This window comes from Gloeobacter violaceus PCC 7421 (assembly GCF_000011385.1).
GTDB classification, from domain to species: Bacteria; Cyanobacteriota; Cyanobacteriia; order Gloeobacterales; family Gloeobacteraceae; genus Gloeobacter; species Gloeobacter violaceus.
The window spans coordinates 589,314-615,821 of record NC_005125.1; the positions used below are offsets into that span (position 1 = coordinate 589,314).

The following is a 26,508-nucleotide window of genomic DNA, read 5'->3' on the forward strand; positions in this document are numbered from 1 at the left end:
GCGAACCGTTCGCTCAAGGTCCGACTGCTGCGGATTGCAGAGCAAAACTCTCGAAGACGACGGTCACATCTGGGGCGTTGCTGGTCAGGGCAAGAATGCCGGCCCGGGCGGTGGCGGCGTCGGCGAAGAACACCCCGGGGTTAGTCGGCTGGAACACCTGGGCAAAGGGGATGGGTGCCGCCGTATCGGAGTTGATCCGGTAGCTGGCGGTGATCTTGCCGGTGGCCGGGTCGCCCTGCAGGAATAGATCCAACGTGCGGATACCTGCCCAGTCGAGACCCTTGATCTGGGAGGCCTGTCCCCCGCCGACGCTAGTACGGACGCCGTTTTGCTCCTGGTAGAACTGCAGTCCTAAACCGCCGGTGCCGGAGGCGGAGTTGACGACCACCAGTTTGACGTAGTTGTCCTGGTCGCGACCTACGAAGATACCTCCCTGCTGGTAGGCGGTGGTCAGGTTCGTAGGCGGTCCCTGAAGCCGGGCACTGACGGTGAAAGGCCGGGTGGCATCCAGGGCCGCCTGCAGGCCGTTTTTGAGGGTATTCGGGCCGGGGCCGCCCTGGGTGGCCGTCAGCACCAGTGTGCCCGCCGCCCTGTCGAGATTGATGCGGGCCGGGTCGTACTGGTTGGCGGCCGCGTTCGGCTGCACCGAGGTGAAGCCTGTGCCCTCGCCGTCTTTGTCCACCACCGTCCCCACCGCCGCCGAGGCAAAGTCCAGGTTCAGCTGACCAGGCAGCGGGTGCTCGATCGCAAAGCTCTCGAAGCGAAAGACAGTATCGGGCCCGCTGCCGGTGAAAGCGAGAATGCCGGCGCGGGCGGACGCGTCGTCGGCAAAAAACGGCGCGGGCGTGGTGGGCTGGAAGACCCCAGGCATCGCTGTCGGCGCGGTCGCATCGCTGTTGATTCGGTAGCTTGCGGCGATTTTGCCGCCGTCCGGGTCGCCCTGCAAAAATAGATCGAGCGTCTGGATGCCGGCCCAGTCGAGGTTTTTGACCTCGGCGACATTGAGGAGTTTGCCGTTTTGCTCCTGTTGCAACAGCAGGGAGAGACCGGCGGCACCGTTGTGAACGATGACCAATCGGACGTGGTTGTTCTGGTCGGGACCGAAGAACACGCCGCCCTGCTGGAATGCGGCGCTCAGCGACGTGAACGGACCGCGCAATCGGGCGCTGACGGTGAAAGGCCGGGTAGCGTCAAGAACCGCCTGCAGGCCGTTTTTTAGAGTGTTGGCGGCAAGCCCTCCCCGGGTGGCCGTCAGCGCCAGCGTGCCTGCCGCCCTGTCGAGATCGATGCGGGCCGGGTCGTACTGGTTGGCGGCCGCGTTCGGCTGCACCGAGGTGAAGCCTGTGCCCTCGCCGTCTTTGTCCACCACCGTCCCCGCCGCCGAGGCAAAGTCCAGGCGCAAGCCGTCCACGGCGGCGGCAGGATACAAGTTGAGGCAATCGCTGTCTTGCAAGCCGGAAGCGTCGCCGGCTCTCAAGCAAAGCTCCAGATAGGCCGGATCCCCGTCCTCGCCATGCACAACCGGGGTAAAACTGCCGCTCGTGCCGCTGGTGGGCGGCAAGAGATCGAAGTGGACATGCTCGTTGTGGTGCTGGTAAAGCTCCCACTGGAGGCGATCACCTGTCAGGGTGCCCTCCTCCGGGTCGCTTGCTTCGCCTGTGAAGTACACAGTCTGCCCATCCGCGTAGGTCGAACCGTTCGCCGGGGTGGTGATTCGCGCGGCAGGAGGGCGGTTGCCGACACTGATGGCGATCGTGGCTGTCGCTGCGCTCCCCTGGGCATCGGTCACCGTTAAGGTGGCGCTGTAGGTGCCGTCGGCGGTGTAGGTGTGCACCGGGTTGGGGTCGGTGGAGGAGGTGCCATCGGCAAATTGCCAGGAGTAGAGCAACGGCCCGCCGTCGGCGTCGCTGCTGCCGCCGCTGCTGAAAGATACCGCAAGGGGAGCCAGGCCCGAGGTGGGGGTGGCGCCCACTCTGGCGAGAGGCGGGGTGTTGCCGCCGGCTACGTAGCGGATGCGGCGGATCTCGGAATTGTCGGAACCGTTGAAGATGACAAAGTACAGATTGGTATCCGGTCCCTGGACGATCTGAACGGGACCACCGGCGGGGGACAGGTCGCTTGCGAAGTCCTGTACGCTCGCGCTGCCGTCGGCAGCGAACGCCAGGTACTTGATCCAGTCGTTGTTGTAATCGCCAATGAACATCGCCCCCTGGTAGGAGGCTGGGTAGGCGATGCCCTGATAGAAAGGACCGGCGAGAACCGCCGCCCCCTTGCCGTTGTGGGGATAGGCGTAAAGCGGTGCCTGCACCGCCGAGGCTTCCTGGGCATAAAGGGCCGAGCAGGCATCTTTGGTGGCTGTGCTGTCACGGTATTTTGCCTGCGGCTCGCTCACCCCGCCGTCGCGCCCTTCGTAGCAAGGCCAACCAAAATTTTTGCCCCGGCCGCTGTTGATTTCCTCCCAGTTTGTCCAGCCCACATCGGCGATGAACGGTTCGTTGGTCTGGGGGTGGATCGAGAAGCGAAAGGGATTGCGCAGCCCGTAGTTATAGACTTTCGAGCGATTGTGGGTCGGATCGCCGTCGAAAAATGGATTGTCTGCGTAGCCGTCGCCGGTGAGCGGGTTGATGCGCAGGATTTTGCCCGCGAAACTGTCCAGGTTTAGTACGCGCAGCTTTTGGGTATCGACCGTCAGCGAGGAGCCGTCGCCGTTGCCGACGTACAGCGAGCCGTCGATGCCGAAGGTGACCGTGCCGATCGTGTGGAAGTAATGATCGGAAGGCAAACAGTCATCGACGAACAGACCGGCTTGCTCACACGACGAGGGCCCAAAGTTGCTCGCCGGATCGCCGATGTGCTCGAAGGTGCTGTTCTTGCCCAACAGCACCACGGCAGAACCGGGCAAAGCGACGTTGAGATTGTTCGGATCGGCGCTGACGCGCAGCAGTCGGCTCACTCTGGCCCCGGTGCCATTGGATACCACACCGGGCGGATCGTAGGTGTAAAGCAAATAGACGTAAGGCTTGGCCGGAAACTCGGGGTGCACGGCAATGCCAAGCAGCCCCCGGTCGTAGTAATCGTTGACCTCGGCCGAAATGTCGATAAAGTCGGTGCCCAGCAGGACGCCCTTATCGACAACGCGGACGTGCCCATCCTTGATGGCGATGAACATCTTCGTGCCATCCGGTGTCCAGGCAATCGTCGTCGGCTTCGAAATGCCCGTCACCACCGTTTCGCTGACAAAACCCGCCGGCAGGGTGGGGTCCGCCCAGGCTGCGGTGCCGAACCACAGGCACAATAGCCACACCAGGGTGGTGAGCGTTCCGATAAAGTGAATCGGGCGGATTTGAACCGATGGAAGGGAAAATACGTTCATATTCATGGCTTCTCTCACCGAACAGGTCAGCACAGCATGGACCGTGGGAAAACCGATTGCGCACGGCCCAAAATTGGACAGCGGATATCGCCAAAATTCAGATGGCGCCACCGCATCCAAACACACTCAAATTCGCGCAAAATGCCGGAGCGCTTTGCGCAGCTGTCGGGCAGGACGAACCTGTCCGACCCCAGACTTCAACCCACACTCAAATTCGGTAACCCGAAACACTTCAGGCTACCCGTCTACTGGGCGATAGATGCCGTATCTAACTCGGCCTGGAATCTCGATGCAAAGGATGGAGTTCAAATCGTCCCGTCGTCCAAAAAGACGTTTTGCCGTCCGTTCTCCTTCGGTTGATATTTCGCCAGAAATCTAGCGAAGTAAACGATCGCGCTCCTCCATTCGCTAGCAAACCATGGTCAATACAAGCTGTCAACCTTGTCCATGGAATATGTCAACGATTCTCGATAAAACGCTCACTGCGGTATAGCAGTGGTTATACCGGAAGCTCGGGGGCCGTTCCCTCGGCGAAGGCCACCCCTTGTTTGAGGGCGACCAACCAGCCGCACGCCTCTAGATAGGAGCGCACCCGCCGCACTTTGAGGCCGAGGCGCTCGGGGGTGACGTTCAGGCGGGTGGTGTTCTCCTCGACGGCGAGCAGCACCGGCCGGTTCGTGCTGTCCATCAAGGCGAGCAGCCCCGCTCCACCGCAGCAGTCGACGGGGCTGACCACAACATCGACCGCCGCCGCTGCGAGATCCTGTGGCAGTACCCCGGGACCGCTGACAAAGCGCGGCGCGCGCGCAAGACCGGCCAGCACGCAGGGCAAAAAAGTCGGGCCCAGCACTTCGGCAGCCACGCGCGGGTGTACCGGACCGGGGAGCGGATCGTAGTCGAAGGCGGGGGCGTGGGCGGCGGGAAGCTGCAGGTGGCGGACCACCAGATGGCTGATCACCGCCTCCACCCCGCCCACCGGATCGACACCCCGCCCCGCGCGGTAGGCAGTATCGTCGCTTTCGGGGCAGCGCGAGACAACGGCAATCGCCTCTGCTCCGGCCGTCGCGAGCCGCTGGGCGGCTGCCAGCAGCCGCTGCGGGTGGCGCAGGGTACCCCAGGCGGTGCCGACGGCACCGCCGCAAATTTCAACTCCGAGCGGTCCCTCGGTGGTGCAGTGGCCCAGGATGTCGACTCCCAGGGTGTAACGGGCCGCCTCCAGGGCATGCAGGTGCTGCTGGTGTTGGGATGCGGATAGACCCGCATCCAGCACCACTCCCACCCGGTTGCGGTGCACGGGCCGCAGCCGCCACTCGCCTTTGCAGAAGCGGTCGAGACCGTAACCTTCGACGTAGAGGGCGTTGGTGAGCGGGTAGCTGAGCAGGGCCCCGTTGAGTACGTTCGGGTGCGTAATCAGACAGTCGGCTACCCCTGCAAGCAAACGGGCCACCGGAATGGCGTCGCCGGCAAAACCGCCCACCGCGGCGCCGACACCGGTGGGCACGAGCAACAATACCACCAGCGGCTTCACGCGCCGACGACGACCGCCTCGACGCGCACCGGCCCGCCCGCCTCATCGGCCTCGACGATCGCCCAGCGCAGGGGTTCGCCATGGGCTTGCAGGGCCTGCTCGATCTGGGGCGAAAGTGCCTTGCCGCGGTCGAGTTCGATTTCCGCTTCGATGTACTGGACGCACATAGACGCTCCCGGTCACTGGTGTTGCCATTATCGGCGAGGCGATCGGCCCCGGCAACGGCTGTGGCAGAATTGCGGGAGTCTTTAGATCCATCCGCGATGCCCATCGCCCTGTTGAGCGTTTCCGACAAGACCGGTCTGGTCGACTTTGCCCGTGCCCTGGTGACGGAATTTGAGTATCAGCTCATCAGCTCCGGCGGCACCGCCCGGGCGCTCGCCGAGGCGGGTGTTCCGGTGCAGGAAGTGGGCGATTTTACCGGTGCCGCCGAGATGCTGGGCGGGCGGGTCAAGACACTGCATCCCAAGATCCACGGCGGCATCCTGGCGCGCCGCGACCAGGAATCGGACCGGCGCGACCTGGAGACCCACAGCATCGCACCCATCGATCTGGTGGTGGTCAATCTCTACCCGTTCGAGCAAGATCCGCGCATCGAGCAAATCGACGTGGGCGGCCCGACGATGGTGCGTGCCGCCGCCAAAAACCACGCCTTTGTGACGGTGCTGGTCTCACCGGGTCAGTACGAGGGGTGCCTGGCCGAGTTGCGCCGCAACCGCGGTGTGACGACGCTGCCCTTTCGCGCCGCTTGCGCAGCGGCGGCTTTTGCGCGCACCGCCGCCTACGACCGGGCGATCGCCGCGTGGTTTGCCGGTTCTGAACCGGTCCTGGGCGAGCGGCTAGTCCTGGAACTGGAGCGGGTGCAGCCCTTGCGCTATGGCGAGAATCCTCACCAGGCCGCCGCCTGGTACCGCCACGGCCCGGCGGCGGGTTGGAGTACGGGTCGCATCCTCCAGGGCAAGGCCCTCAGTTTCAACAACCTCATCGACCTGGAGGCAAGTCGCCGCCTGGTGGCCGAATTCGACGACACCCCGGCGGCAGTGATCATCAAGCACACCAATCCCTGCGGGGTGGCTGCAGACGCCACGATTGCCGCAGCCTACCGCCGTGCCTTCGATGCCGACAGCGCCTCCGCCTTTGGTGGAATCGTTGCTCTCAACCGGCCCTGCGACGAACCGACAGCCGCCCTGCTGGGCCAGACTTTTCTAGAGTGCGTCGTCGCCCCCGCCTTCACCCTGGGGGCGTTGGCTTTGCTTGAACGCAAGAAAAACCTGCGCCTGCTGGAACTGGCAGATCTGACCACCCCGCCGGTGTTTGACGTCAAGCCCATAAGCGGTGGCTTTTTGATCCAGCAGGTGGACGCGCCGGTGCGCGCTGAGGATTGGAAAGTGGTCACCGAGGCGGTGCCCGATGAAGACCAAAGAGCGGAGTTACTGTTCGCCTGGAAAGTCTGCCAGCACGTCAAATCGAACGCTATCGTCGTGAGCCATCTTCGCCAGACGCTGGGGGTCGGCGCCGGTCAGATGAACCGGGTAGGTTCAGCCCGACTGGCTCTCGCCCAAGCAGGCGAGAAAGCCCGGGGGGCAGTGCTTGCAAGCGACGGCTTTTTTCCGTTCGACGACACCGTGCGCGCCGCCGCCGAGCGCGGTATCCGGGCTATCGTTCAGCCCGGGGGCAGCCTGCGCGACGAAGATTCGATCCGCGCCTGCAACGAACTTGGGGTGGCGATGGTTTTTACCGGTGTGCGCCACTTCTTGCACTGAGCGCTACGGTTTGCAGGGATAGCGCATCAAAACGGGCTTCACTTCGCTGGTGGTGGAAAAATGGCCCTCGTTGCCGTCGATGCCGATCGCCTCGCCCTGGGGCTCTTTCTCGAGGGCAATGGCCTCCGGCGCCCGGGCCAACAGTTGCTCCCAGTTCTCAGCCGCACCGCGCTGCCAACGAAAGGCCGTCAAATAACTGCGCAGCATCAAGATCTTGCCATCCGGGCTCATCGCCGCACCGCTCAGCAAATTGTCGCCGATTTCGCGCTCGCTCAAATCAAGACGGGCAATGGGCTTCAGGGCCGTCTCCGCCGGATCGAGGCTGCGGGCGTAGACGCGGCTGAGGCCGGAAAATTCTTTGGTAAAGAGCACCAGTTGCCGATTCTGCTCATCGTAGACGAGTGCTTCGGCGTCGGCGGGCCGGTCGGGATAGCGCAACGGCAGAGCCAGCAGTACCTCAACTTTGCTGTTGGCGGGCTCCGGCTCGCGCACGACATAAATGGTCAGATCCTGGCGCTTGAGGGCGTTGTTGCCGATATCGCCAATAAATAGACAGCGGCCATTCCCGTCTGGACAGCGGCCCGCTGCCAGGTCTTCCCAGTCGACATTATTGGCCCCGGCGACGCTCACTTTGCCTTTCAGCTTGCTTGAGTCATCCACGGCGTACAGATGCGCTCCGTCCCCCGAATCGTTGATGAACCACCAGAAATTGCCGGAACCACCGCGTACCATGCCGGAGACTTCTGCCAGGAGGGGCACGGGCAGTTGGGCCATCGCCTGCGGCTGGCAGGCGGAACGGGCAGGGGCGGCGATCAGTATCCAGATCGCCGCGGCGATGAGCCAGCGCGGGGTGTGCATGTTCCCACTGTAGACCCGCAAAGGCGCAGACTAGCGCCGCCGGATAGCCACCACACAGGGTTTGGGCGGACCGCCGTCGGTACTCGGGAAATTGCTGCCGGCCGGAATCGAGCGCGTCTGCACGAAGGTGCGCTTGCCATCGGCGCTGAGCAGTTCGTACTCCGTCTCGGGCCGGGTAGCGCCGTTTTTGCGCCAGCCGCCCCCCTCGCCGGGGTGCTGCACCGCCAGAAAAAGCGTTCGGCCATCGTTAGTGAAAGTCGGACCGGTCAGTTCGCACTCCACCGGACCGGTGGCAAAAGGCAAGGCCGTGCCCGCCTTCGCCCCGTCGGTGGCCATAAACCACAGCGTGTTGCTGCCAAAGAGGCCACTAGTGGCACTGGCGCGGGCGTTGGTCCGGTTTGGGACCGGCTGGTTCTGATTGCCGATATCCGAGCAGATCCAGAGGTTTGCCTGACTGTCGAAGCAGAGGTTGTCGGGAAAGGCGAAGCCCGCCCCGCCCGCGGCAATCTCGCCGGAATTCGCAAATGTCTTCCAGCGAAAGCGCAACGCCGCCGGATCGTTCGCCTCCTCAAACAGACGGTAAATAGCGCCGTGGGGCGGTTTGTCGCGCTTGTCTTCACTTTTGAAGGCGGTCACAAAAATGCGATCGTCGGGGCCGCCCTCGGGGCTCGCGGCCCCGGAGGTGTAGGCGATAAAGACCGATCCGTCGGTGGGGTGAATTTCGAGATCCTCCGGGCGGGCGGTGGGGGTGCCGCCCACGGCGTTGGCCGCCAAAAAGGCGTCGATGAGCATGGCCCCTTCGCTCTCGTAGAGATCGGCAAGGGTTTTGTAGCGTTCTTTGAAAGCCGCCGCCTGCTCGGGAGTATCCACCGCCACCGGTCCGCCCGCGGGCCGGTTGGGCAGGAGCACACGCCCCCCCGCGACGTGGGTGGGGTCGGCCGGATCGACGGGGGTGGCAAGCACCAGGGGCACCCACTCGCCGGTGCCGTCGGGCCGGTAGCGGGCGATGTAGAGCGTCCCCTCGGCCAGTAAGGCGCTGCCCGCCGCACCGGCGGCGGCGCGGTAAGGATTGCGGCTGACGAACTTCCAGGTATGACCGCCGGTGCGGTCGTCGCCCATATAGCAGGCAAGCGGCTTGCCCTCCACGGCGCGGACGGCGACGTTCTCGTGGCGGAAACGACCCAGGGCGGTGCGCTTGACAGGGACGGCTTCCGGGCGGCGCGGGTCGATTTCGACCACCCAGCCGTACTTGTTGGGCGCAAGCCCGAGGGCCGCCCCGGCAAAATCGCCGAAACTGGCCGGGTCGAAGCCGACTTTGGCGGGCACCGGTACGCCCCGGCTATCGACGGCGTCGGGCACCTGGGATTGAAAATTTTCTTCGCAGCTGAGCACCGTTCCCCAGGGGGTGACCCCGCCGGAGCAGTTGGCGAAGGTGCCGACGATCCGCTTACCGAGGCCGTCTTTGCCCGCTGCAAGCACCGTGGCAGCAGGTCCATCCGCGTCGAGGAGCCGCTCGGGTTTGTCGAGTCCCTCGATGCCCGAGACGCGACGGTTGTACTTGCTGCCTTTGACGACCTGGTAACGGCCGGACGGGTCACGGCGCAGGTGAACGATGGAGCCCCCCTGCTCGTAGAGCACGGCTTTTGCCAGGGCGCGTTTTTGTTCGTCATCGAGGCTGCCGGCCTGGGTGCGCAGCACCGCCTCGCCCGGCAAGGGTTTGCCAATCACACTGTTGTAAGTATCAAGCCAGGGCTTCTCGCTCACGTATTCGTGGTTGACCCACAGCAAGCCCTCGCTATCGTCCGCACCCAGGGGTAAAAAGGCGGTGAAGTCGTTGTTGTAGCCGAAGTGGTCGGCCGGATCGGCGAACACCCGATCGCCCCAGGCGACCACGACCTCGTAGCGGTACTCGCGCGGCACCACCAGGGCATCTTTGACTTCGAAACGGGTCAATTCCCCAAAGGTGGGCGCCATCGGTGCCGGCACCGCCACGGGGGTGAATCCCGGCAGTTTGCCCGCGCCGGGCACGAACGCTTTGCGGGCGGCTTCGGCCGGAGCGGGCAGAAGGGTGGCAGCTCCGGCGGCGGCGAGAAACTCAAGAAAATCGCGGCGTTGCATCACACTGTCCATCAAAGTCCTGACGCCTTCTCAGGATAGTCAACAAAGGCCGGTGCTGTTAAGTTTTCTAAAACACCTGCTGGGTAAAACCAGGATCAGCCTTGAACTTTGTACTGTCTAACCATGCCAAGGAAGAACTTGCACGGCGTGACATCCCTCTAGAAGTGCTTGAGGTGGTTCTTGCCGCTCCTGAGCAAATCCTCGAAGAGGATGACTTGAGTGTGTTTCAAGCAAGGTACGCAGCAACCAACGGCAAAACTTACTTACTTCGGGCTTACGTCAACAGTAGTGTCGAGCCTGCCAGGGTGGTCACCGTCTACCGGACCAGTAAGATCGAGAAGTATTGGAGGCCGGGATGAAAGCTCACTACAACCAGGACGTGGATATCCTCCGCATAGTTTGGTCCGAGTCGCCCATCGAGCAAAGCGACGAGTTACAACCAGGAGTCATCCTTGATTACGACGGTAGCGGCCGGGTGGTCGGCGTCGAGATCCTCAACGCCTCCAGGCAAGTCGAAAACCTGCGCAACCACGACTCCATACCCGTGCTCCAGCGCGAGGGGCGCTAACGCAACCAGGCGAGCCACTTCTCGGTAAAGGGTCTGAGCCGTTCAAGCGAGCGGGACTCATAAGCGTCGGCTACTTTGCGGATGATTTCCGCCTGGGTCGGGTAGGGATGAATGACTTGAGAAAGCGTGGCGAGGCCCTTGCCCGCTACCATCGCCAGGGTGATTTCGGAAATCATCTCCCCCGCGTGGCGGGCCACCAGCGTCGCCCCCAGGATCTTGTCGCTGCCCTGCTTGAGCAGCACCGCGATAAAGCCATCCTCTTCGCCGTCGGTCAGGGCACGGTCCGACTCGGCAAGCGGCAGGCGGATAGTGTCGAAGGCGATGCCCCGCTTGCGCGCCTCGTCCTCGCCTAGACCGACATGGGCTATCTCGGGGTCGGTGTAGGTGCACCAGGGCATGGTGAGGGCACTCGTTTTTTTTTGACCCAGAACGAGGGTTCCCCCAAACAGGGCGTTTTCGAGGGCGATGCGGGCGGAAGCCTCGGCGGCGTGGGTGAATTTCCAGGGCAGGCAAATATCGCCGCAGGCGTAAATGCGGGGATTGCTGGTGCATAGCCGGTCGTCCACCTCGACGCCGCCTTTGCCATAGCGCACCCCGGCCGCTTCGAGGCCGAGGCCCTCGACGTTGGGAACGCGCCCGGCCGCGAGCAAAATCGCCTCGCAGGCGACCTGCTCGCCCCCCGCTAGATGTACGGTTTTGATGCTGCCCGCGCGGCTCACCTTCTCGATGCGGGCCTTGGTGAGCACCCGCACCCCGTCGCGCTCCAGGGCACAGCCTACGATCCGAGAGGTCTCGGGGTCTTCGCGGTCGAGCACGCGCTCGTTTTTGTGCAGCAGCGTCACCTGCGACCCGAGACGGGCAAAGCTCTGGGCAAGTTCGCAGCCGATTGGACCGCCGCCGATCACCACCAGCCGTTCCGGCCGCTCGGTGAGGGAGAATACCGTCTCGTTGGTGAGGAAGCCCGCTTCCGCCAGGCCCGCAATCTCGGGTCTGGCCGCCCGGCCGCCGGTGGCGACGATGGCGCGCTTGAAACGCAACTCCACCTCGCCCACCCGGACCGTGTCCGGACCGGTGAAGCGCGCCGCCCCCAAAAACACGTCAACACCCCAATTTTTGAAGCGCTCCGCTGCGTCGTGGGGACTGATGTCGGCGCGCACCCGCCGGAGGCGCTCCATCACCGCGCCGAAGTCAGCTTCGACATTACCGTGCACCCGGATGCCGTAGCGGTGGGCGTCCTTGACATCGGCCATCGCCCGGGCGGAGCGGATAAGCGCCTTGGAGGGCACGCATCCGGCCACCAGACAATCACCCCCCAGCAGGTGACGCTCCACCAACGCGACTTTGCCTCCCAACAGCGCTGCACCCCCCGCGCTCACCAACCCCGCCGTGCCGCCTCCGATCACCACCAGGTTGTAGCGCCCGGCGGGCTTCGGGTTGACCCAGTCCAGCGGATGGGTGTGGGCCACAAGCCGCGTGTTGTGGACATCCATGGGGGCGATGCCGATTGGCTGTTCGCTCATCGATTGACCCGAAAGATTGACTTCATTCTATGAAATAGGTTTGCTTACAAGCCCCGCACGACCGTCGTCACCAGCCCCACCACCGCCCCGATGAGCACCAGCCACGCCGAGTTCCACCCCCAGCGCACCAACAACACGGCGCTGATGGCGGCGAGCACGACGGTGGGGACATCGACGATCGCCGCCCCTGCAAGCTCGAAGGTGACCGCCGCCATCAGCGCCAATGAGGCGACGTTCAGGCCATCTAGGAAAGCCCGGGCTGCCGAGGAACGTCCGATGCGCGGCGCAAGCCAGCCGGCGAGGGCCACGAAGATAAACGCGGGCAGAAAGATCCCCAATGTGGCCACAGCCGCGCCGGGCACCCCACCCAGCAAGTAGCCCACGAAGGTGGCGGTGGTGAATACCGGCCCCGGGGTAAACTGGCCCACCGCCACCGCATCGAGCAGTTGCACCTCGCTCAGCCAGCCGGTCTTCTCCACCAGTTCGGTGCGCAAAAAAGCAAGCAGTACGTAGCCGCTGCCGAACAAGACGCTGCCAATTTTCAGAAAAATCAGAAAAAGCGGCCAAAGCCCGACGGCAACAGCCCCGGCGGCGGGGGCAGCGGCCAGGGGAACGAGCAGCGGCCAGGGGGTAAGCTGCAACAACCTTCCCGGTGCGCCCATCCTATGGGCTAGCGTCACCAGCGCACCCGCGAAAAACAGCAGCACCAGTTCGTCCGCCCCGGCGAGGCTCAGCGCCGTCGCCGCCACCGCCAGAACAATCAGAAGCGGCGTTTTGAGCACTGTCCGCCCCAGCCGCCAGAGCGCCTGGCCGACCACGGCGATAATCACCGGTTTGATGCCGTAAAAGGCTGCGTCCACCTGGGGCAGGCTGCCAAACTGAACGTATACCCAGGCGAGCACCCCGACCATCAAAGCCGCCGGCAGAATAAAGCAGACCCCCGCCACCACCAATCCCGCCCAACCGGCCTGTTTGAGGCCGATATGGATGGCCATCTCCGTCGAATTGGGACCGGGCAGCAGGTTTGTGATCCCCAGCAAGTCCACAAATGCTTCGCGCGAAAGCCAGCGCCGTCGCCGGACGACTTCGTCCTCCATCATGGCGATGTGGGCGGCGGGTCCTCCGAAGGCGGTCACCCCCAGCCGCAAAAACAGCAGGGCCAGTTCGCTCAGGGAGGTCTTCTGCACGTTGCTCACAGCAAGTTCGGAAGCGTACACCTGCCAGGTTGCCCGCTTACCCCGGTTTCCGACAAGCTCGTGCGATACAGAAAAGCGGCCCGACTGCCTCCGGGCCGCTGGTCTTGGGATTGTCCGCATCCCGCAGAACTCAGTACTCCTCGTCGTGATCCGGGTGGCCAATCTTGCTGAGGTCGAGATTGGCGACGGTGGTGCCTTTGCCGACCACCACACGACCGGTGATTAGCGGCCGCCCCGGAATCTGCAGCCGGACCAAATAGGCGCCCGGTTTGACGTCGCGCAACCAGTACTGGCCGTACTGATCGGTGCTGGTCTGCTTGGGCGGATTGCTCAGGAGCGTCACCTTGGCGTCGGTAAAGACCGTGTTCTCCATCGTCTGGAATACCCGGCCGTAGACGACGCTCTCCGCCTGGGCCGGGGCTGCCAGGGCAAGCCCCAACCCGAGGACGACGAACCAGTGGCGTGGCATCGCTTCTACTCCTGTTTGCCGCGGAACAGTTGTTCCGCCGAGACGCTCGGGAACCCGGCGGGCAGCTTCAGCGCCGCCTGACGACTCGTAGCTCCTTCCAGAGAAAGGGCGCGGGCCAAACGCACGAACACGTCCGAGTTCTCGTAGGTGCCGCCGAACAAAAAGGCGTTCGGACCGCTGGCGCTCAGGGGCACGTCCTCGCCGGAGTGCGGGGCGACTCCGATGTTGCCGGAGTCTTTGCTGATGGGCGAAACGTCGGCAGTGGACATGTTACCCGTCAGCAGGATGCCGTTCGGGTCGCGCGCCGGGTTCGGTACCGCGGCGGTAATTCCGCTCGGGTTGAGCGGAATGAAGTTGGTCAGATAGTCCTGGCTGTAGGTCGGTTTGCCGCCGTTGTCGAGCACCAGTTTGACCGTCGGATCCGGATCGTCCGGGAAGCCGTCTTTGTTGGCATCGACGTAAGTTGGGAAGGTGCCGTCGTTGAAGGTGCCGATGGCATCCTGCAGCGCACAGGGTTTGGTTTCGGCCCCTGCCCCGTCGATCGTCAGCGAGAGCGAGCCGCTGGTGCCGTCGGAGCTGATCGAGTTGGTGAAGCAGCCGCCCGGGGTGATCGGGTCGGTGCCCGAGGGGTCGCCCAGGTAGCCTGGCAGGTTGTCGAGGGCGCTCGGCACGGTGATGCCGACGATCGTTTCAGGCTGGGCATGGTCAGCGGTGATGAGGGCAAGGGTTTTGCCGTCCGTGGCCTGGCCGTTGAGCACATAGCCCAGGGCGTTATCCAGCTCCAGCGCCTCGTAGATCACCCGCTCGTACTCCAGCGGGTGCGCCAGTTTGTCGGTCTGCGACTGCTCGACCATCAGCATCCAGCCGTTCGGGTTTTTGGCGTTGAGCACCTCGATGGCCTTGGCCACCATCTCGGTCTTGGAAGGAACATTGGCAAAACACGCCTGGACCGTCCCGCCACAACCGGTGCCCACCGGCGGCGGCACGCTCTGCCCCAGTTCGGGGTCGCTCGCGGTCTTGCCGCCGATGGTCGCCTGGCCGCGGGCGACCAACCGGTCAAGGGTACCGGGGATGTTGTCGGCTCCCAGAGCGTTGCCCGGCCGGAAATCTCCTGCGAAGATGCCCAGGATTGGTTTGTTGTTAGGGGCGCTTGCCAATTCGGTCTTGTCCTTGACCACTGAGTAGCCCTGGCCGGCTGCAACGGTAAAGAGGTTGATCCCGTCGGGGCGGCCCTGGCCGGAACTGGCCTGATAGAAATTGAGCAGCGTCGGATCGTTGACTGGCAGCCAGTCGCGCGCTCCGCCGCCAATGATCACATCGAGCGGCTGGGTGAGGGCCTTGAGGGACGCGTAGCCGGTGACCGGTTGGGCAGCGGTGCCGGTAGGACCGTTGTCGATGTAGTAGTCGATAAACTGCTGGGCGATGGCGGTACGGGCCGAGCGCGCCCGGGAGTGGGCCACCTCAGAAGCCGGGGTGGCGTCGGTGACAAAGGCGTCGCTCACCACGCCGGTCGCCCAGCCGTACTTACGCTTCATGTACGCCCACAGCGGTTCGATGCGCGGATTGTCCAGGGCATTTTCCGGGGTGTTGTCCACAGAAACGTTCAAGGCGTTATTGGGCTGCTTCATGCCGGTGATGTAGCTGGCCATGCCCGGCGCCGAGTCGGTGATGATGCTGTCGAAGGAAGCCGTGTACACCAGGCCGTAGGTATCCATGGTGTCCATATTGAGCTGTCCTTTGGCGCGGCCTTCGAAGACGCCCTTGCCTGCAATCCGGGCGGCGGAGCGGATCGGTAGTCCCATCGCGTCACCCAAAAAGAAGACGACGTGGTTGATGTTTTGCTTGAGGGCGAAGGGGGCGACGGTATAAGTGTTCTGGATGGTGTAGTCGGCACCGTCCACGCTCACGACGGCGCGCACCCGGTAGCGACCGGCCTGCGGGAAAGCAAAATTGCGCGCAGACGCGCCGTAAAGACCCGGCACCGTCGGCGAACCGCTCTCCAGGCCCAGACCCTGCTTTTTGATCGTGTCGTTGAACGGCTGAGCAATCTCGGTGCCGTTGACGGTCAGGCTCTTGAGCAAGGGCGCCCGGCCGCTGGTGCCCGGCACCTGGGTCTCGACGCGCAAGTCAAACAGCTGATCGGCAATCAGCGTTGTATTGGTGGGCGGCAGGATCCGCAGGCCCACGCCTGGGCTGGCGTTGGTCGGGTTGTCGGAAAAAGGCGGGTTGCCCAGCACCGGCGGCACGTTGCTCTGCTGGGTGTCGTCGTCGCCCCCGGCCCAGGCGGGACCGGCACCCAAAGAAGATGCCAGACCGACTGTCGCAGACAGCGCACCGAGGACATGTATCCATTTCAAACGCTTCATCGCGCAAAACTCCTAAGAAAAACAAAGCCAGATGCGCACAGTAATAGATTGCTGCTTCCGAAGATTGGAGCAAAAACTAACAGATACTAATCGCTTTCAGCCTTTAGAGAACGCAGAATCAAAACTATGCAATTGGAGCCATATCGGAGTGACTCTCATCCGAACCTAATCGTAATTGCGGTAGATTAATGAATGATTAAGATTTTTAAACTTCTTAATTTGGCGCTCAACCTAGAATGAGAACCGGTCTCGATACTGCACTTTGAGCGGTCGGTCCGATAATAGAAGTGAGTTTGTGTGTGGGAGTTCGTGGGTGGCCAGGCTGGTAAAACGGCGGCGATTTATCGTGCAGGTGTTGACAGCAGGCAGCGCACTGGTGTGGGGGGGGGCTGCTCATCTGTCGTCGGCTTCAAGCCCCAGCACTATTCGCATTTCCGGCGAAGGGGTGATCATCGAAGCCTATCGGGCTTTACCGGTGGGGCGGCCCTGGGCCGCTGTGTTGCTGGTGCCCGAGGAGGCCGGATTGAACGCCTTTATCGCCGGGGTGGCCGCGGAACTGGCCACCCTGGGTTTCGCGGTGCTCGTGCCGGATCTTTATTCGCGGCTGGGAGGCACGGCCGCCCTCGGTCCTAATCCGGCCGCAGCGCTCGAAAAACTCAACGACAGCCTGATTGCCCGCGACCTCGACTTGAGCTTTGCGTACCTAGAAAAGTTGCTCGGTCCGCAGGGCAAGATCGCCATTCTCGGTTTCGGCTGGGGGGGCAGCAAGGCCCTCACCTACGCCACCGAGAACCCCGACATCGCGGCGGTGGCGGTCTTCTATGCTCCCAACCCCGAACCGGTGGGCCGCGTGCTCAACCTGGAAATGCCGTTGCTGGGAAACTACGCAGCCCTCGACGAGGCGGTCACCCCCAAGTTGGCCGAGTTGGAGGCAGCCCTCACCAAAGCGGGCAAAACTTACGACTTCAAGATCTACCCGGGTGTGCGCGCCGGTTTTTTTGGCGCGGCGCTCGCCGGACCACCTGGAGCGGCGGCCTCCCGCGACGCCTGGGAGCGGACGGTGCAGTTTTTCAGGCGCACCCTCGCCGCCCAAGAACAACCATAAAAAAGCCGGGGTGTCCCCGGTGTGAAATCGGTGCTCCAATGCGGACGCTACCGGGCCGGAGTATCCAGCGTCTTCTCGGCGTCGATCCAGTACTTCTGGTGCGCCCAGCCCGCCACCAGCATGTGAATCAGAAACACCACCGACACGTCGTCGAGCTGTCCCACCAGCGGCACAAAGTCGGGAACGAAATCGACCGGCAGCAGAAAATAGACCGCGCTCAGGGCGAGGGGTGCGAACTTGAGCGGGGCCGGAATCTGGCTGCTGCGGTAAAACCGCCCGATGCGGCCAATCGTCTGCCACCAGTCGCGCGGGGTCGCCGGAAGGTATTTCATGGGGAGGTGCCCTCTCAAAAAAGACTAAATCCAATTTAGCAAAAATTGTTAATTCACTTGATGCGCAAGCTGGCAAGTCTATTGAGATTTGTGCGCGGCTGCTACTCGTGTTCAAGATCGCCCACGATCAGCACATCCAGGTTGCGCACCCGGCGTACCACCTGTTCAATGACGCAGCCGTGGAGCAGTTTTTCCCAGCGCGAGCGGCGCGATTCACCCATCACCAGCAGCGTCACCCCCTGCTCGTGAGCAAGCGCGTCGATTTGCTCGGGAACCTGATTGGCGGCGGCGGGACGCTCGATAAATTCACCGCCCAACTGGCGCGTCAGTTCGCCCAGGCGCTCGACGGCCCGGGCGGTCGGCCCGTCGTCGTGCGCGCCGATGTGGGCGACCACCAGCGGTGCGCTCAACCGGCTGGCGATGCGCGCCCCCCGGCGGATGAGTTGCTCGGCATTCGGGCGCAGATTGATGCAGACAAGCACACGGCCGCCCGGTCCATGCGCGGCCTCTTCGAGTTTGCGCGTGGTGCAGTCGTCGGCCACTTCCCGCAAGGCCAGTTCGCGTAGAGCCGACAGATTTTCGGGGCGGAAGAAATTGGCCAGCGCCTGCTCGACTTTGGCCTGGGCGTAGATTTTGCCCTCGCGCAGCCGCTGGGTGAGTTCGCCCGTGGGCAGATCCACCAGCACGACTTCGTCGGCCGCCTCGACGACCAGATCCGGCAGGGTCTCGCGGACTTTGACGCCGGTGGTGCGCTCGACGAGGGTATTGAGGCTTTCGAGGTGCTGGATGTTGAGGGTGGAGACCACATCGATGCCCGCGCCAAGCAGTACCTCTACATCCTGGAAACGTTTGGTGTTGCCGGCACCCGCGATGTTGGTGTGGGCCAACTCGTCGACGAGCACGACGGCCGGACGCCGCCGCAGCACCGCCTCGACATCCAGCTCCAAAAATGTGCGCCCCTGGTAGCCAATCGCCCGCTTGGGCACCACCTCCAGGTTCTCGATGAGGGCCGCCGTCTCGGCACGGCCGTGGGTCTCGATCACCCCGCAGACGACGTCGATGCCGCTGGCGTGCAGGTGGTGGGCTTCTTGAAGCATTGCGAAGGTTTTGCCGACGCCGGGGGCGGCACCCAGGTAAATTTTGTGCCGTCCGCAACCGTGGGCACGGCGAGAGTCCGCGCCTACGAGCAAACAGCCGACAGCGAAGGGCGGCTGGGCTGCGACCGGAGTCAGTGGGCCGACCATCGACGACTCGGCCTCTCCCACAATCAACACGTCGATGTTGCTGGTGGTGCGCAGCAGCGTGTTGATCACCGAACCGCGCACCAGTTCTTCAGCGGGGGAGCGCAACGACTCGCCGACGATCACCTGGGTGATATTTTTTTGCAGAGCAAAGTCGATGAGAGCCCCGGCCACATCGCGGTTTTGCAGCTGCACAAATTCGCCCGCCGCCGCCTCGGTGGCCGCGCGGTGCTCCTGCAAGGTCTGCGCTTCGGGGGGAGCGAGCGGCCTACCCGTCTCGACGTAGGCCACGAACAATTCGGCGTCGAGCCGCTCGGCAATGCGCGCCCCGCGGCGGATGAGCCGGGCGGAAGCCGGATTGGTGCTTACCGCCGCGAGTACCCGTTCGCGCACCCCCGCCGGACCTGCCACGCCGTTCTTGCCCGACAGGATGTCGGCATCGACCACCTCGGCAACTGCGCGCAGGGCCAGTTCACGCAGGTAGACCAGGGTACTGCGGCGCAAAAAAGGGCTGCCGGGAGGAATGTACCTGGCCGCATCGCCGCGCTGCAGCCGCTCCAGGACCGCCTCCGGGCTCGCATCGACCAGTTGCACCTCCTCGGCACTGCGCAACAGCCGGTCGGGCACCGTCTCGTGCACAACCGCCCCAATCAGACGTCCGGCGGCCTCGGCGACGCTTTCGAGGTGCTGGATGTTCATGGCGCTCATCACGCTCACGCCGGCATCGAGCAGCACCTCCACATCTTCGTAGCGCTTGCGGTGGCGGCTGCCGGGGGCATTGGTGTGGGCCAGCTCATCGATGAGCACCGTGGCCGGCCGCCGCTGCAAAATCGCCTCCAAGTCGAGTTCCGGGATGATCACACCCTGGTAGGCGACCTGGCGCGGCGCCATCACTTCGAGATCCGCGAGCAACGCTTCGGTGTCGGGGCGGCCGTGGGTCTCCACCCAGCCGACCACCAGATCGACGCCGCGGCGGCGCAGTCGGCGGGCCTCCTGGAGCATGCGCACGGTTTTTCCGACCCCGGGCGTGTAGCCCAGGTAAAGCTTCAGGCGACCCCGCGACAGCTGCATCAGCTCGTGCAGCAACGACTGGGGATCAGGACAGTCTTCGTTCGGGCGGAACATGGCGACCCACAGTTACGGTTAAGGAGGAGCGATCAAACCCTTTTCGAGGGCAAGGACGGCAGCCTGGGTGCGATCGGTCGCCCCGAGCTTGCGCAGGATGGCGTGGACGTGCACCCGCACGGTGCCGCTGGAGATATGGAGCTGTCGGCCGATCTCGGGGTTGCTCGCCCCCCGGGCGATCCAGCCCAGTACCTCCCGCTCGCGCTCGGTGAGGGCGGCGGCGTTGGCGGGCGGCTCGGAGGGGGCGACGGCGAAGGCGCTGCGCACCTGGGCGAGCACCTTGGCGTCGAACCAGCCGTTGCCGGCGCTCACCTCGCGGATCACCGTGAGCAACCGATCCGGGCCGATCCCCTTCAGGCAGTAACCGTCCGCCCCCGCCTGCAGCATGGCCTGCACCAAACCGGCCTCCTCGCGCGAGGTGAGTACCAGTACCCGGATTTCGGGGTGCTCCTGCTTGAGGCGAACGAGGGTCTGCCGGCCGTCCAGACCCGGCAGGCCGATGTCAAGCAGCACCAATTGCGGTCGGTGGCGATTCGCCAGCGCAAGGGCGGTCTCACCGTCCTCCGCCTCGGCCACCAGCTCGATCTGCGGCTGGTGGCGCAGGACCATGGCGAGGCCCATCCGAAAAAGCGGGTCATCCTCGACGAGTAGCACACGCACCCTCCCGCTCATCTTGCAGCGCTCCGGGCGAGGGCTGCGGCACCCGGCGGCACCGAGTCGGGCAGGCTCACCCCAAACAGACAACCGCCCCCCGGCCGGTTCGCCGCCCAGATCCGGCCGCCGTGGGCTTCGACGATTTGCCGGGACAGGTACAGCCCCAGGCCGGTCCCAGGGACGTGGCGGGTATTTTCGGCTTGGTAGAAGCGCTCGAAGACCCGCCGGATATCCGTGGGCGGAATGCCCGTGCCGGTGTCCTCGACCAAAAGCCGCCACTCGTCCGGCGCCCGCAACAATCGCACCGTCACCCGGCCGCCCCGGGGAGTGTGGTTGATGGCGTTACCCACCAGATTGGCCACCACCCGGCCCAGTTGCAGAGCGTCCACCGGCAGGTGTGCTCCTTCGGAGCCTTCGTACACCAGTTCGATCTGCCGGCTTACGGCCAGATCTTGCAGCACCACGATCTGCTCGGCGCACAACTCGTCGAGATCGCTCGGCTGCTTTGCGAGCGGCAGGCCCGACAGGCTGTTGCGATAGATAGCAAGCAGCGTGTCCACCAGGGCGAGCAGCTTGTGATTGCTTTTTTGCAGCATTTCGATCACCCCCAGCTGTTGGGGGCTGACCTCGCCGAACTGGCCGCGGCCAAAAAATTGCAGCGTCTGCTGGGCGCCCAACAGGGGGGTCTTCAAATCGTGGGTGAGGGTAGCCACAAAATCCGATTGTGCCCGGGAGAGTTCTTCTCTGGCCTGCAGGGCCGCCTTCTGGCGGGCGGACTCTTCCTGGATGCGCCGGTACTGAGTCCCCAGGTAGGCGACGGTGAGCAGGGCCGCCACCGTGATCGACCGATCGACCACCGCGACGCTGCTGGCCAGCGCGTCGCGGGGAAAAAGCAGGTTGGCCAGGGTCAGCACAACCCCCAGGCTGGTGACGAACACGGTGCTGCGCCGGTCGAGAAACCAGTTGGCCAGCAAAATCGGCCCGACGTAAAGATAGCCGAAGATGTACTCCGGCGGCGTCGAAAACTCCAGCACCAAGATGACGGCAAACATCAGGGCGATGTACGCGCCAATCGGTCGAAAAGAAAAGCTGCGCCGGAGCATCTGGTACCTGTCGCGGGCTGGCATCGCCGGTATTGCCTTCAGCTTAACAAATGCTCGGTTCGATGATTCAGTTGGATTCGCTCGCCGCGGCCGGTCTATATCAACCGTTATATACCCATGGTTCAAGAAGCTATACCGACCATCCAGATTGTGCCCTATTCCCTTGAAAATCCGGGTTCCTGCGGCCTCAATAGAAACATCCGAAGCGTCAAAATCAGCCGTGGAAACATCGATCGCAGACCAAGCGTACTCAGTCTTTGGGGCCATCGCCTTGTGGATGACTTACTTGTACTGGGTAGTTCGCGAACCGGAAAACTGATCTTACTGGAGAACGCGTTATGACCGGTCCGCTGGGCCTTTTGCTGTTGATCACGATGGGGCTGGCAGTCTATTTGCTAGTGGTCATGATCAAGCCTGAGTGGTTCTAAAGGATCAAACAATGGCCTTCGAAGGTGTTTTGCAGATTGTCGCCACCCTCGTCCTGATGGTGGCGATTGTTCCGTTTTTTGGGACCTACATGGCCCGGGTCTTCCAGGGCGAATCCACCTGGCTCGACCGGGTGCTCGGTCCGATCGAGAACCTGGTGTACCGGCTGGGAGGAGTGCGGCCCGAGCTGACGATGGATTGGTGGAGCTACGCCCGAGCCGTGCTGGCGAGCAACGCCGCGATGTTCGTGCCGGTGTTTGCCGTGCTGCTGTTGCAGGGCAGCCTACCATTGAATCCAAACGGCATCTCGGGCATGTCCTGGGATCTGGCCCTGCACACCGCCATTTCGTTTTTGACCAACACCAACCAGCAGCACTACTCCGGCGAAACCGGCGCCAGCCACCTGGCCCAGATGGTCTGCTTTCAGTTTCTCATGTTCACTTCGGCCGCCACCGGACTCGCGGTCGGGATTGCCTTTATCCGGGGCCTGCTCGGCAAACCCCTGGGCAATTTCTACGTCGATCTCACCCGCTCTGTCTCGCGCATCTTGATGCCCATCTCGATCGCCTTCGCGGTGGTGTTGCTGTCCCAGGGGGTGCCCCAGAGCCTGGGCGGCACCACAGAGGCGCAACTGGTCGATCCTTACCGGACCGAGCAGGACGGCAAGCGTGAGCAGGTGACGGCTCAGAAGCTCGTGAGCGGTCCGTTCGCCTCGATGGAGAGCATCAAAGAACTGGGCGAGAACGGCGGCGGCTCCTACGGCATCAACTCCGCCCATCCCTACGAAAACCCGAACCCCTTCACCAACCTGCTCGAAATTCTGCTGCTGCTCGCTGTGCCCACTTCGCTGATTTACACCTTCGGAGTGCTGGCGAACAATAAAAAGCAGGGGTGGGTGTTGTTCGGGACGATCTTTGTACTTTTTGTCGGTCTGGTGGGTGTGGCTGCCCTGGGCGAGTACTGGGGCAACCCAACCGTCAATGCCCTCCTGGGAAGCGCCAATCCCAACTTCGAAGGTCAGGAAGTGCGCTTCGGCTGGGCGCAGTCGGCGCTGTTCGCCACCGCCACCACCGGGACGATGACCGGCGCGGTGAATGCCATGCACGATTCGCTCACACCGCTTGCGGGGCTGGTTACCCTTTTTAACCTGTGCCTGCAGGTGATCTGGGGTGGCCAGGGCACCGGGATCGCCTATATTCTCGTGTTTTTGATCATCGCGGTGTTTCTGACCGGTTTGATGGTGGGGCGCACGCCCGAAATTTTCGGCCGCAAGCTCGAAAAGCGGGAAGTGGCGCTGGCGAGCATCATCTTTCTGGTGCACCCCGTCATCATCCTGGTGCCCACGGCCATTGCCCTGGCCATTCCAGGCCTCGCAGGCAATTCCAACCCCGGCTTTCACGGCTTGACCCAGGTGGTCTACGAGTACGCAAGCGCCGCAGCCAACAACGGCTCCGGCTTCGAGGGCCTGGGGGACGCCACGCCCTGGTGGAACTTGAGCACCTCGGTGGTCCTGCTGTTGGGCCGCTACGCGCCCATCGTCGCCCTGTTGGCCCTGGCCGGGGGACTGCAGCGCAAGCAGCCGGTGCCGGAGACACCGGGCACTTTGCGCACCGACACGGTGCTCTTCGGCTCGGTCACCGCCGGAACGATCCTCATCCTGGGAGCGCTCACCTTCTTTCCGGTCTTTGCCCTGGGACCGATTGCCGAGTGGATTGCCAATCTGGCGGGCAAAACTCTGTAGGGGAATGGCACGATGCAACTCAAAAACAAACCTGTCCGCGATACCGCCGCCGCCTCGCCGGATCTGCGCCGCCGCAAAATCGACAATTCGGGCATCTTCCAGCGGGCCGTCGTCGAGTCGTTTGTCAAGCTCAACCCGCTCACCCTCTACAAGAACCCGGTGATGTTCGTGGTGCTGGTGGGCACGCTGGTCACCCTGGCCCTCACCTTCGAGCCAAGTCTGTTCGGCGAGCAGCCGGAGGGTACCCGCGTGCTCAACGGGCTGATCACCGCCATCTTGTTTGTGACGGTGCTCTTTGGGAACTTTGCCGAGGCGGTCGCCGAGGGACGGGGCAGGGCGCAGGCCGCCGCCCTGCGCAGCACTAAGCAGGCCACCCGCGCCCGGCGCGTGCTGGCGGACGGCCGTACCGAGGAGGTGGACGCTGCGCAACTGCGCAAAGGCGACATCGTCCAGGTGGTGGCGGGCGACTTGATCCCCGCCGACGGCGAGGTGGTCGAAGGGGTGGCCTCGGTGGACGAATCGGCGATCACAGGCGAATCGGCCCCGGTGATCAAAGAACCCGGCTCGGATGTGGCGAGCACCGTCACCGGCGGCACCCGCATCCTCTCGGATTCGCTGGTGCTGCGCATCGGCTCGAACCCCGGCGAGGGCTTCATCGACCGGATGATTGCCCTGATCGAAGGTGCAAAGCGGCAGAAAACTCCCAACGAAATCGCCCTCACAGTATTGCTGGCCGTCCTCACCCTCATCTTTTTGATTGTCGTGGCCACACTGCCTCCGATTGCCGCCTTCGTCGGCGCGCCGGTGAGCATTGCACTTTTGGTCTCGCTCCTGGTCGCCTTGATCCCCACCACCATCGGCGGTCTGCTCTCGGCCATCGGCATCGCCGGGATGGACCGGGTGGCACAGTTCAACGTGATCGCCACCAGCGGCAAGGCCGTGGAGGCGGCCGGGGATGTCGGCACGCTTATTCTCGACAAGACCGGTACCATCACCCTGGGCAACCGCCTGGCCGACGAATTTATCCCGGTGGGCGGCTATAGCGTTCGGGAAGTGGCTACCGCCGCCTGGGCCGCCTCGGTATTCGACACCACCCCGGAGGGCAAGTCGGTGGTGAAGCTGGCCGCGAGCCAGGGAGCGGCGGCCGGTTACGATCCGGAGGGGGCGACGGGCATCGAATTTACGGCCCAGACGCGCATGAGCGGCACCGATTTTGCCGACGGCCGCGCCGTGCGCAAGGGGGCCGTCGATGCCATCAAGCGCTACGTACAGGCGGACGGCGGCCAGATTCCCGCAGATCTCGACGCGGCCACCGAGCGCATTTCCCGGCTGGGGGGCACGCCGCTCGCCGTCTGCGCGGGCAACATCGTCTACGGAGTCATCTACCTCAAGGACATCGTCAAGCCCGGCATGCGCGAGCGCTTCGAGCAACTGCGCCGCATGGGCATCAAGACCGTCATGCTCACCGGCGACAACCGGATCACCGCCTCGGTAATCGCCGCCGAGGCCGGGGTGGACGATTTTATCGCCGAGGCGACCCCCGAGGACAAAATCCGGGTGATCCGCGAGAATCAGGCGCAGGGCAAACTCGTCGCCATGACCGGCGACGGCACCAACGACGCACCGGCCCTCGCCCAGGCGGACGTGGGCGTCGCCATGAACTCGGGCACCCAGGCCGCCAAGGAAGCGGCGAACATGGTGGACCTTGACTCGGACCCCACCAAGCTCATCGACGTGGTGACCATCGGCAAGCAGCTGTTGATTACCCGCGGGGCGCTCACGACCTTCAGCATCGCCAACGACGTCGCCAAGTACTTCGCAATCATCCCGGCGATGTTCAGCGCGGCGGGCATCGGCGTTCTCAACGTCATGGCCCTCACCAGCCCGACCTCGGCCATCCTCTCGGCACTCGTCTTCAACGCTCTGATCATTCCGGCGCTCATTCCCCTGGCCCTTCGGGGCGTCCAGTTTCAACCGCTCAGCGCCGATCAGCTGCTCACCCGCAATATGCTCATCTACGGCCTGGGCGGGCTGGTGGTGCCCTTTATCGGCATCAAGCTCATCGACGTCGTCATCACCGCCGTCGGGCTCGCTTAACAGGGAGTTCTCACATGTCCCCATTGCAAGAAATCGGCACCGCCGTGCGCATGACGGCGATTTTCTGGATCGGTTGCGGCCTGGCCTACCCGCTCATCTTCACGGGCTTCGCCCAGGTGGCCTTTCCCGATCAGGCCAACGGGTCGCTGGTGCGCAACGCCCAGAACCAGGTGATCGGCTCGTCGCTCATCGGCCAGAAGTTCACCTCCGAGCGCTACTTCCACGGTCGGCCCAGCAGTATCGACTACAAAGCGGAGGCGAGCGGTGCGAGCCAACTCGCTCCCACCAACAAAGTCCTCATCGAGCGGGTCAAGGCCGATGCCGCAGCGTTTGAGGCCCAAAACGGCACCAAACCAACCATCGATCTGGTGACCACTCCCGGTTCCGGTCTCGATCCGCACATTACCCCGGCCGGGGCGGCCGTGCAGACTGCACGGGTCTCCAGAGCCCGCAACCTTGCTCCCGAGCAGGTTCGAAAGCTCGTGTCGCAGTACACGGAGGGCCGCTTCCTCGGCATCTTCGGCGAGCCGCGCGTCAACGTGCTGGCCCTCAATCTCGCCCTCGACGGAATTCGGCGATGAAATCCCTTGAAATGCATGCCACCGCTGATTTTGACAGCCTGCGGCGAGAGCTGAACCTTCGGCAGCCGGCTCCGGCACTGGTGCGCGTCTCGGTTCTCCATCCTGTTTGCGCTGCAGATTGGCAGACTCTGCCTTTACCTCCCACCTGCCGGGTGTTATGTGTGTTGCGCCAACAGCAGGTGATCGAAGCGGAATCGTCGCTGCCGCTTGAACCGGGAGACTGGATAGTGGCTGTTGCTGCTTTGCCGGCCTACGGGCCGATGCTGGAGGCTGCGCTGGGCGATTGGTCGCGGCGGAAGCGCCGCAGATGCTCGTTAGAATAGCGGCAAGTTCCTGGAACGTCT

General features: G+C 63.7%; 22 protein-coding genes. 9 read left to right on the forward strand and 13 right to left on the reverse strand.

What is annotated here, in order from left to right:
- Nucleotides 1–13: 13 nt before the first annotated feature.
- The 3 genes from GLL_RS02885 to GLL_RS02895 all read right to left on the reverse strand — a co-directional run bounded on the left by GLL_RS02885 (nucleotide 14) and on the right by GLL_RS02895 (nucleotide 5,068).
- Nucleotides 14–3,373 carry a PQQ-dependent sugar dehydrogenase gene (locus GLL_RS02885; protein ID WP_164928541.1) on the reverse strand — a complete coding sequence of 1,120 codons (3,360 nt, stop codon included), beginning with the start codon at nucleotides 3,371–3,373 and terminating at the stop codon, nucleotides 14–16.
- 499 nt (nucleotides 3,374–3,872) lie between these two features.
- Nucleotides 3,873–4,901, reverse strand: coding sequence for a DUF3326 domain-containing protein (locus tag GLL_RS02890; protein ID WP_011140560.1), 1,029 nt, complete (start codon nucleotides 4,899–4,901; stop codon nucleotides 3,873–3,875).
- The gene (locus tag GLL_RS02895; RefSeq protein ID WP_011140561.1) at nucleotides 4,898–5,068 is read right to left on the reverse strand and encodes a hypothetical protein; all 171 of its coding nucleotides are present in this window, start codon (nucleotides 5,066–5,068) and stop codon (nucleotides 4,898–4,900) included. The genes GLL_RS02890 and GLL_RS02895 overlap by 4 nt, the downstream gene beginning before the upstream one ends.
- 96 nt (nucleotides 5,069–5,164) lie before the next feature.
- On the opposite strand from GLL_RS02895, the gene purH reads away from it, so the two are divergent.
- The gene (gene purH / locus GLL_RS02900) at nucleotides 5,165–6,664 is read left to right on the forward strand and encodes a bifunctional phosphoribosylaminoimidazolecarboxamide formyltransferase/IMP cyclohydrolase (protein WP_011140562.1); all 1,500 of its coding nucleotides are present in this window, start codon (nucleotides 5,165–5,167) and stop codon (nucleotides 6,662–6,664) included.
- Between the two features lie 3 nt (nucleotides 6,665–6,667).
- Here purH and GLL_RS02905 read toward each other — a convergent pair whose 3' ends face one another.
- Nucleotides 6,668–7,522 (reverse strand): hypothetical protein, encoded by an 855-nt coding sequence (locus tag GLL_RS02905; RefSeq protein WP_011140563.1) that lies wholly within the window; start codon nucleotides 7,520–7,522, stop codon nucleotides 6,668–6,670.
- 30 nt (nucleotides 7,523–7,552) lie between these two features.
- On the reverse strand, nucleotides 7,553–9,652 hold the full coding sequence (locus GLL_RS02910) for a PhoX family protein (RefSeq protein WP_011140564.1): 2,100 nt from the start codon (nucleotides 9,650–9,652) through the stop codon (nucleotides 7,553–7,555).
- A gap of 89 nt (nucleotides 9,653–9,741) precedes the next feature.
- Between GLL_RS02910 and GLL_RS02915 the strand changes: the two genes are divergently transcribed.
- Both GLL_RS02915 and GLL_RS02920 read left to right on the forward strand, forming a co-directional pair.
- The gene (locus GLL_RS02915; protein WP_164928542.1) at nucleotides 9,742–9,999 is read left to right on the forward strand and encodes a DUF4258 domain-containing protein; all 258 of its coding nucleotides are present in this window, start codon (nucleotides 9,742–9,744) and stop codon (nucleotides 9,997–9,999) included.
- On the forward strand, nucleotides 9,996–10,208 hold the full coding sequence (locus tag GLL_RS02920) for a DUF2283 domain-containing protein (protein WP_011140566.1): 213 nt from the start codon (nucleotides 9,996–9,998) through the stop codon (nucleotides 10,206–10,208). The genes GLL_RS02915 and GLL_RS02920 overlap by 4 nt, the downstream gene beginning before the upstream one ends.
- On the opposite strand, the gene GLL_RS02925 is transcribed toward GLL_RS02920, so the two are convergent.
- The 4 genes from GLL_RS02925 to GLL_RS02940 are packed head-to-tail and all read right to left on the reverse strand — an operon-like array spanning nucleotide 10,205 to nucleotide 15,759.
- Nucleotides 10,205–11,728, reverse strand: a complete 1,524-nt coding sequence (locus tag GLL_RS02925) for a mercuric reductase (RefSeq protein WP_011140567.1) — start codon at nucleotides 11,726–11,728, stop codon at nucleotides 10,205–10,207. The genes GLL_RS02920 and GLL_RS02925 overlap by 4 nt on opposite strands.
- 44 nt (nucleotides 11,729–11,772) lie before the next feature.
- Complete coding sequence (gene chrA / locus GLL_RS02930) at nucleotides 11,773–13,044, reverse strand: chromate efflux transporter (RefSeq protein WP_011140568.1); 1,272 nt, start codon at nucleotides 13,042–13,044, stop codon at nucleotides 11,773–11,775.
- 10 nt (nucleotides 13,045–13,054) lie between these two features.
- Complete coding sequence (locus GLL_RS02935; RefSeq protein ID WP_011140569.1) at nucleotides 13,055–13,393, reverse strand: carboxypeptidase-like regulatory domain-containing protein; 339 nt, start codon at nucleotides 13,391–13,393, stop codon at nucleotides 13,055–13,057.
- A 5-nt stretch (nucleotides 13,394–13,398) separates the two neighbouring features.
- The gene (locus GLL_RS02940; protein WP_011140570.1) at nucleotides 13,399–15,759 is read right to left on the reverse strand and encodes an alkaline phosphatase; all 2,361 of its coding nucleotides are present in this window, start codon (nucleotides 15,757–15,759) and stop codon (nucleotides 13,399–13,401) included.
- Between the two features lie 313 nt (nucleotides 15,760–16,072).
- Here GLL_RS02940 and GLL_RS02945 point away from each other — a divergent pair, with 313 nt between their 5' ends.
- The gene (locus GLL_RS02945) at nucleotides 16,073–16,864 is read left to right on the forward strand and encodes a dienelactone hydrolase family protein (protein ID WP_164928543.1); all 792 of its coding nucleotides are present in this window, start codon (nucleotides 16,073–16,075) and stop codon (nucleotides 16,862–16,864) included.
- Nucleotides 16,865–16,911: 47 nt separating this feature from the next.
- Here the strand turns inward: GLL_RS02945 and GLL_RS02950 are convergent, their stop codons facing one another.
- The 4 genes from GLL_RS02950 to GLL_RS02965 form a co-directional block, all read right to left on the reverse strand.
- Nucleotides 16,912–17,196 (reverse strand): YkvA family protein, encoded by a 285-nt coding sequence (locus GLL_RS02950; protein ID WP_011140572.1) that lies wholly within the window; start codon nucleotides 17,194–17,196, stop codon nucleotides 16,912–16,914.
- 101 nt (nucleotides 17,197–17,297) lie between these two features.
- Complete coding sequence (locus GLL_RS02955) at nucleotides 17,298–19,562, reverse strand: universal stress protein (protein ID WP_011140573.1); 2,265 nt, start codon at nucleotides 19,560–19,562, stop codon at nucleotides 17,298–17,300.
- 18 nt (nucleotides 19,563–19,580) lie between these two features.
- A complete protein-coding gene (locus GLL_RS02960) occupies nucleotides 19,581–20,216 on the reverse strand; it encodes a response regulator (protein ID WP_231848356.1) in 636 nt (211 codons plus the stop codon).
- Nucleotides 20,217–20,230: 14 nt separating this feature from the next.
- Nucleotides 20,231–21,319 carry a sensor histidine kinase gene (locus GLL_RS02965; protein WP_164928544.1) on the reverse strand — a complete coding sequence of 363 codons (1,089 nt, stop codon included), beginning with the start codon at nucleotides 21,317–21,319 and terminating at the stop codon, nucleotides 20,231–20,233.
- A 338-nt stretch (nucleotides 21,320–21,657) separates the two neighbouring features.
- Between GLL_RS02965 and kdpF the strand changes: the two genes are divergently transcribed.
- Genes kdpF through GLL_RS02990 form a run of 5 tightly spaced genes read left to right on the forward strand, consistent with a single transcriptional unit; the run spans nucleotide 21,658 to nucleotide 26,487 of the window.
- Nucleotides 21,658–21,747, forward strand: coding sequence for a K(+)-transporting ATPase subunit F (gene kdpF / locus GLL_RS23600; RefSeq protein WP_164928545.1), 90 nt, complete (start codon nucleotides 21,658–21,660; stop codon nucleotides 21,745–21,747).
- Nucleotides 21,748–21,758: 11 nt separating this feature from the next.
- A complete protein-coding gene (gene kdpA, locus GLL_RS02975) occupies nucleotides 21,759–23,486 on the forward strand; it encodes a potassium-transporting ATPase subunit KdpA (protein ID WP_011140576.1) in 1,728 nt (575 codons plus the stop codon).
- Nucleotides 23,487–23,498: 12 nt separating this feature from the next.
- Nucleotides 23,499–25,583, forward strand: a complete 2,085-nt coding sequence (gene kdpB, locus GLL_RS02980) for a potassium-transporting ATPase subunit KdpB (RefSeq protein WP_011140577.1) — start codon at nucleotides 23,499–23,501, stop codon at nucleotides 25,581–25,583.
- A 14-nt stretch (nucleotides 25,584–25,597) separates the two neighbouring features.
- Nucleotides 25,598–26,164 (forward strand): K(+)-transporting ATPase subunit C, encoded by a 567-nt coding sequence (gene kdpC, locus GLL_RS02985; protein ID WP_011140578.1) that lies wholly within the window; start codon nucleotides 25,598–25,600, stop codon nucleotides 26,162–26,164.
- The gene (locus tag GLL_RS02990) at nucleotides 26,161–26,487 is read left to right on the forward strand and encodes a hypothetical protein (protein ID WP_011140579.1); all 327 of its coding nucleotides are present in this window, start codon (nucleotides 26,161–26,163) and stop codon (nucleotides 26,485–26,487) included. The genes kdpC and GLL_RS02990 overlap by 4 nt, the downstream gene beginning before the upstream one ends.
- Nucleotides 26,488–26,508 lie beyond the last annotated feature (21 nt).

Bases quoted from the DNA above. Each gene is read 5' to 3' on its own strand.
- GLL_RS02885 (WP_164928541.1), bottom strand. From the start codon at position 3,373: ATGAACGTATTTTCCCTTCCATCGGTTCAAATCCGCCCGATTCACTTT.
- GLL_RS02895 (WP_011140561.1), bottom strand. From the start codon at position 5,068: ATGTGCGTCCAGTACATCGAAGCGGAAATCGAACTCGACCGCGGCAAG.
- purH (WP_011140562.1), top strand. From the start codon at position 5,165: ATGCCCATCGCCCTGTTGAGCGTTTCCGACAAGACCGGTCTGGTCGAC.
- GLL_RS02905 (WP_011140563.1), bottom strand. From the start codon at position 7,522: ATGCACACCCCGCGCTGGCTCATCGCCGCGGCGATCTGGATACTGATC.
- GLL_RS02910 (WP_011140564.1), bottom strand. From the start codon at position 9,652: ATGGACAGTGTGATGCAACGCCGCGATTTTCTTGAGTTTCTCGCCGCC.
- GLL_RS02920 (WP_011140566.1), top strand. From the start codon at position 9,996: ATGAAAGCTCACTACAACCAGGACGTGGATATCCTCCGCATAGTTTGG.
- GLL_RS02925 (WP_011140567.1), bottom strand. From the start codon at position 11,728: ATGAGCGAACAGCCAATCGGCATCGCCCCCATGGATGTCCACAACACG.
- chrA (WP_011140568.1), bottom strand. From the start codon at position 13,044: ATGCGGACAATCCCAAGACCAGCGGCCCGGAGGCAGTCGGGCCGCTTT.
- GLL_RS02935 (WP_011140569.1), bottom strand. From the start codon at position 13,393: ATGCCACGCCACTGGTTCGTCGTCCTCGGGTTGGGGCTTGCCCTGGCA.
- GLL_RS02940 (WP_011140570.1), bottom strand. From the start codon at position 15,759: ATGAAGCGTTTGAAATGGATACATGTCCTCGGTGCGCTGTCTGCGACA.
- GLL_RS02950 (WP_011140572.1), bottom strand. From the start codon at position 17,196: ATGAAATACCTTCCGGCGACCCCGCGCGACTGGTGGCAGACGATTGGC.
- GLL_RS02955 (WP_011140573.1), bottom strand. From the start codon at position 19,562: ATGTTCCGCCCGAACGAAGACTGTCCTGATCCCCAGTCGTTGCTGCAC.
- GLL_RS02965 (WP_164928544.1), bottom strand. From the start codon at position 21,319: ATGCTCCGGCGCAGCTTTTCTTTTCGACCGATTGGCGCGTACATCGCC.
- kdpF (WP_164928545.1), top strand. From the start codon at position 21,658: ATGACCGGTCCGCTGGGCCTTTTGCTGTTGATCACGATGGGGCTGGCA.
- kdpA (WP_011140576.1), top strand. From the start codon at position 21,759: ATGGCCTTCGAAGGTGTTTTGCAGATTGTCGCCACCCTCGTCCTGATG.
- kdpB (WP_011140577.1), top strand. From the start codon at position 23,499: ATGCAACTCAAAAACAAACCTGTCCGCGATACCGCCGCCGCCTCGCCG.
- kdpC (WP_011140578.1), top strand. From the start codon at position 25,598: ATGTCCCCATTGCAAGAAATCGGCACCGCCGTGCGCATGACGGCGATT.
- GLL_RS02990 (WP_011140579.1), top strand. From the start codon at position 26,161: ATGAAATCCCTTGAAATGCATGCCACCGCTGATTTTGACAGCCTGCGG.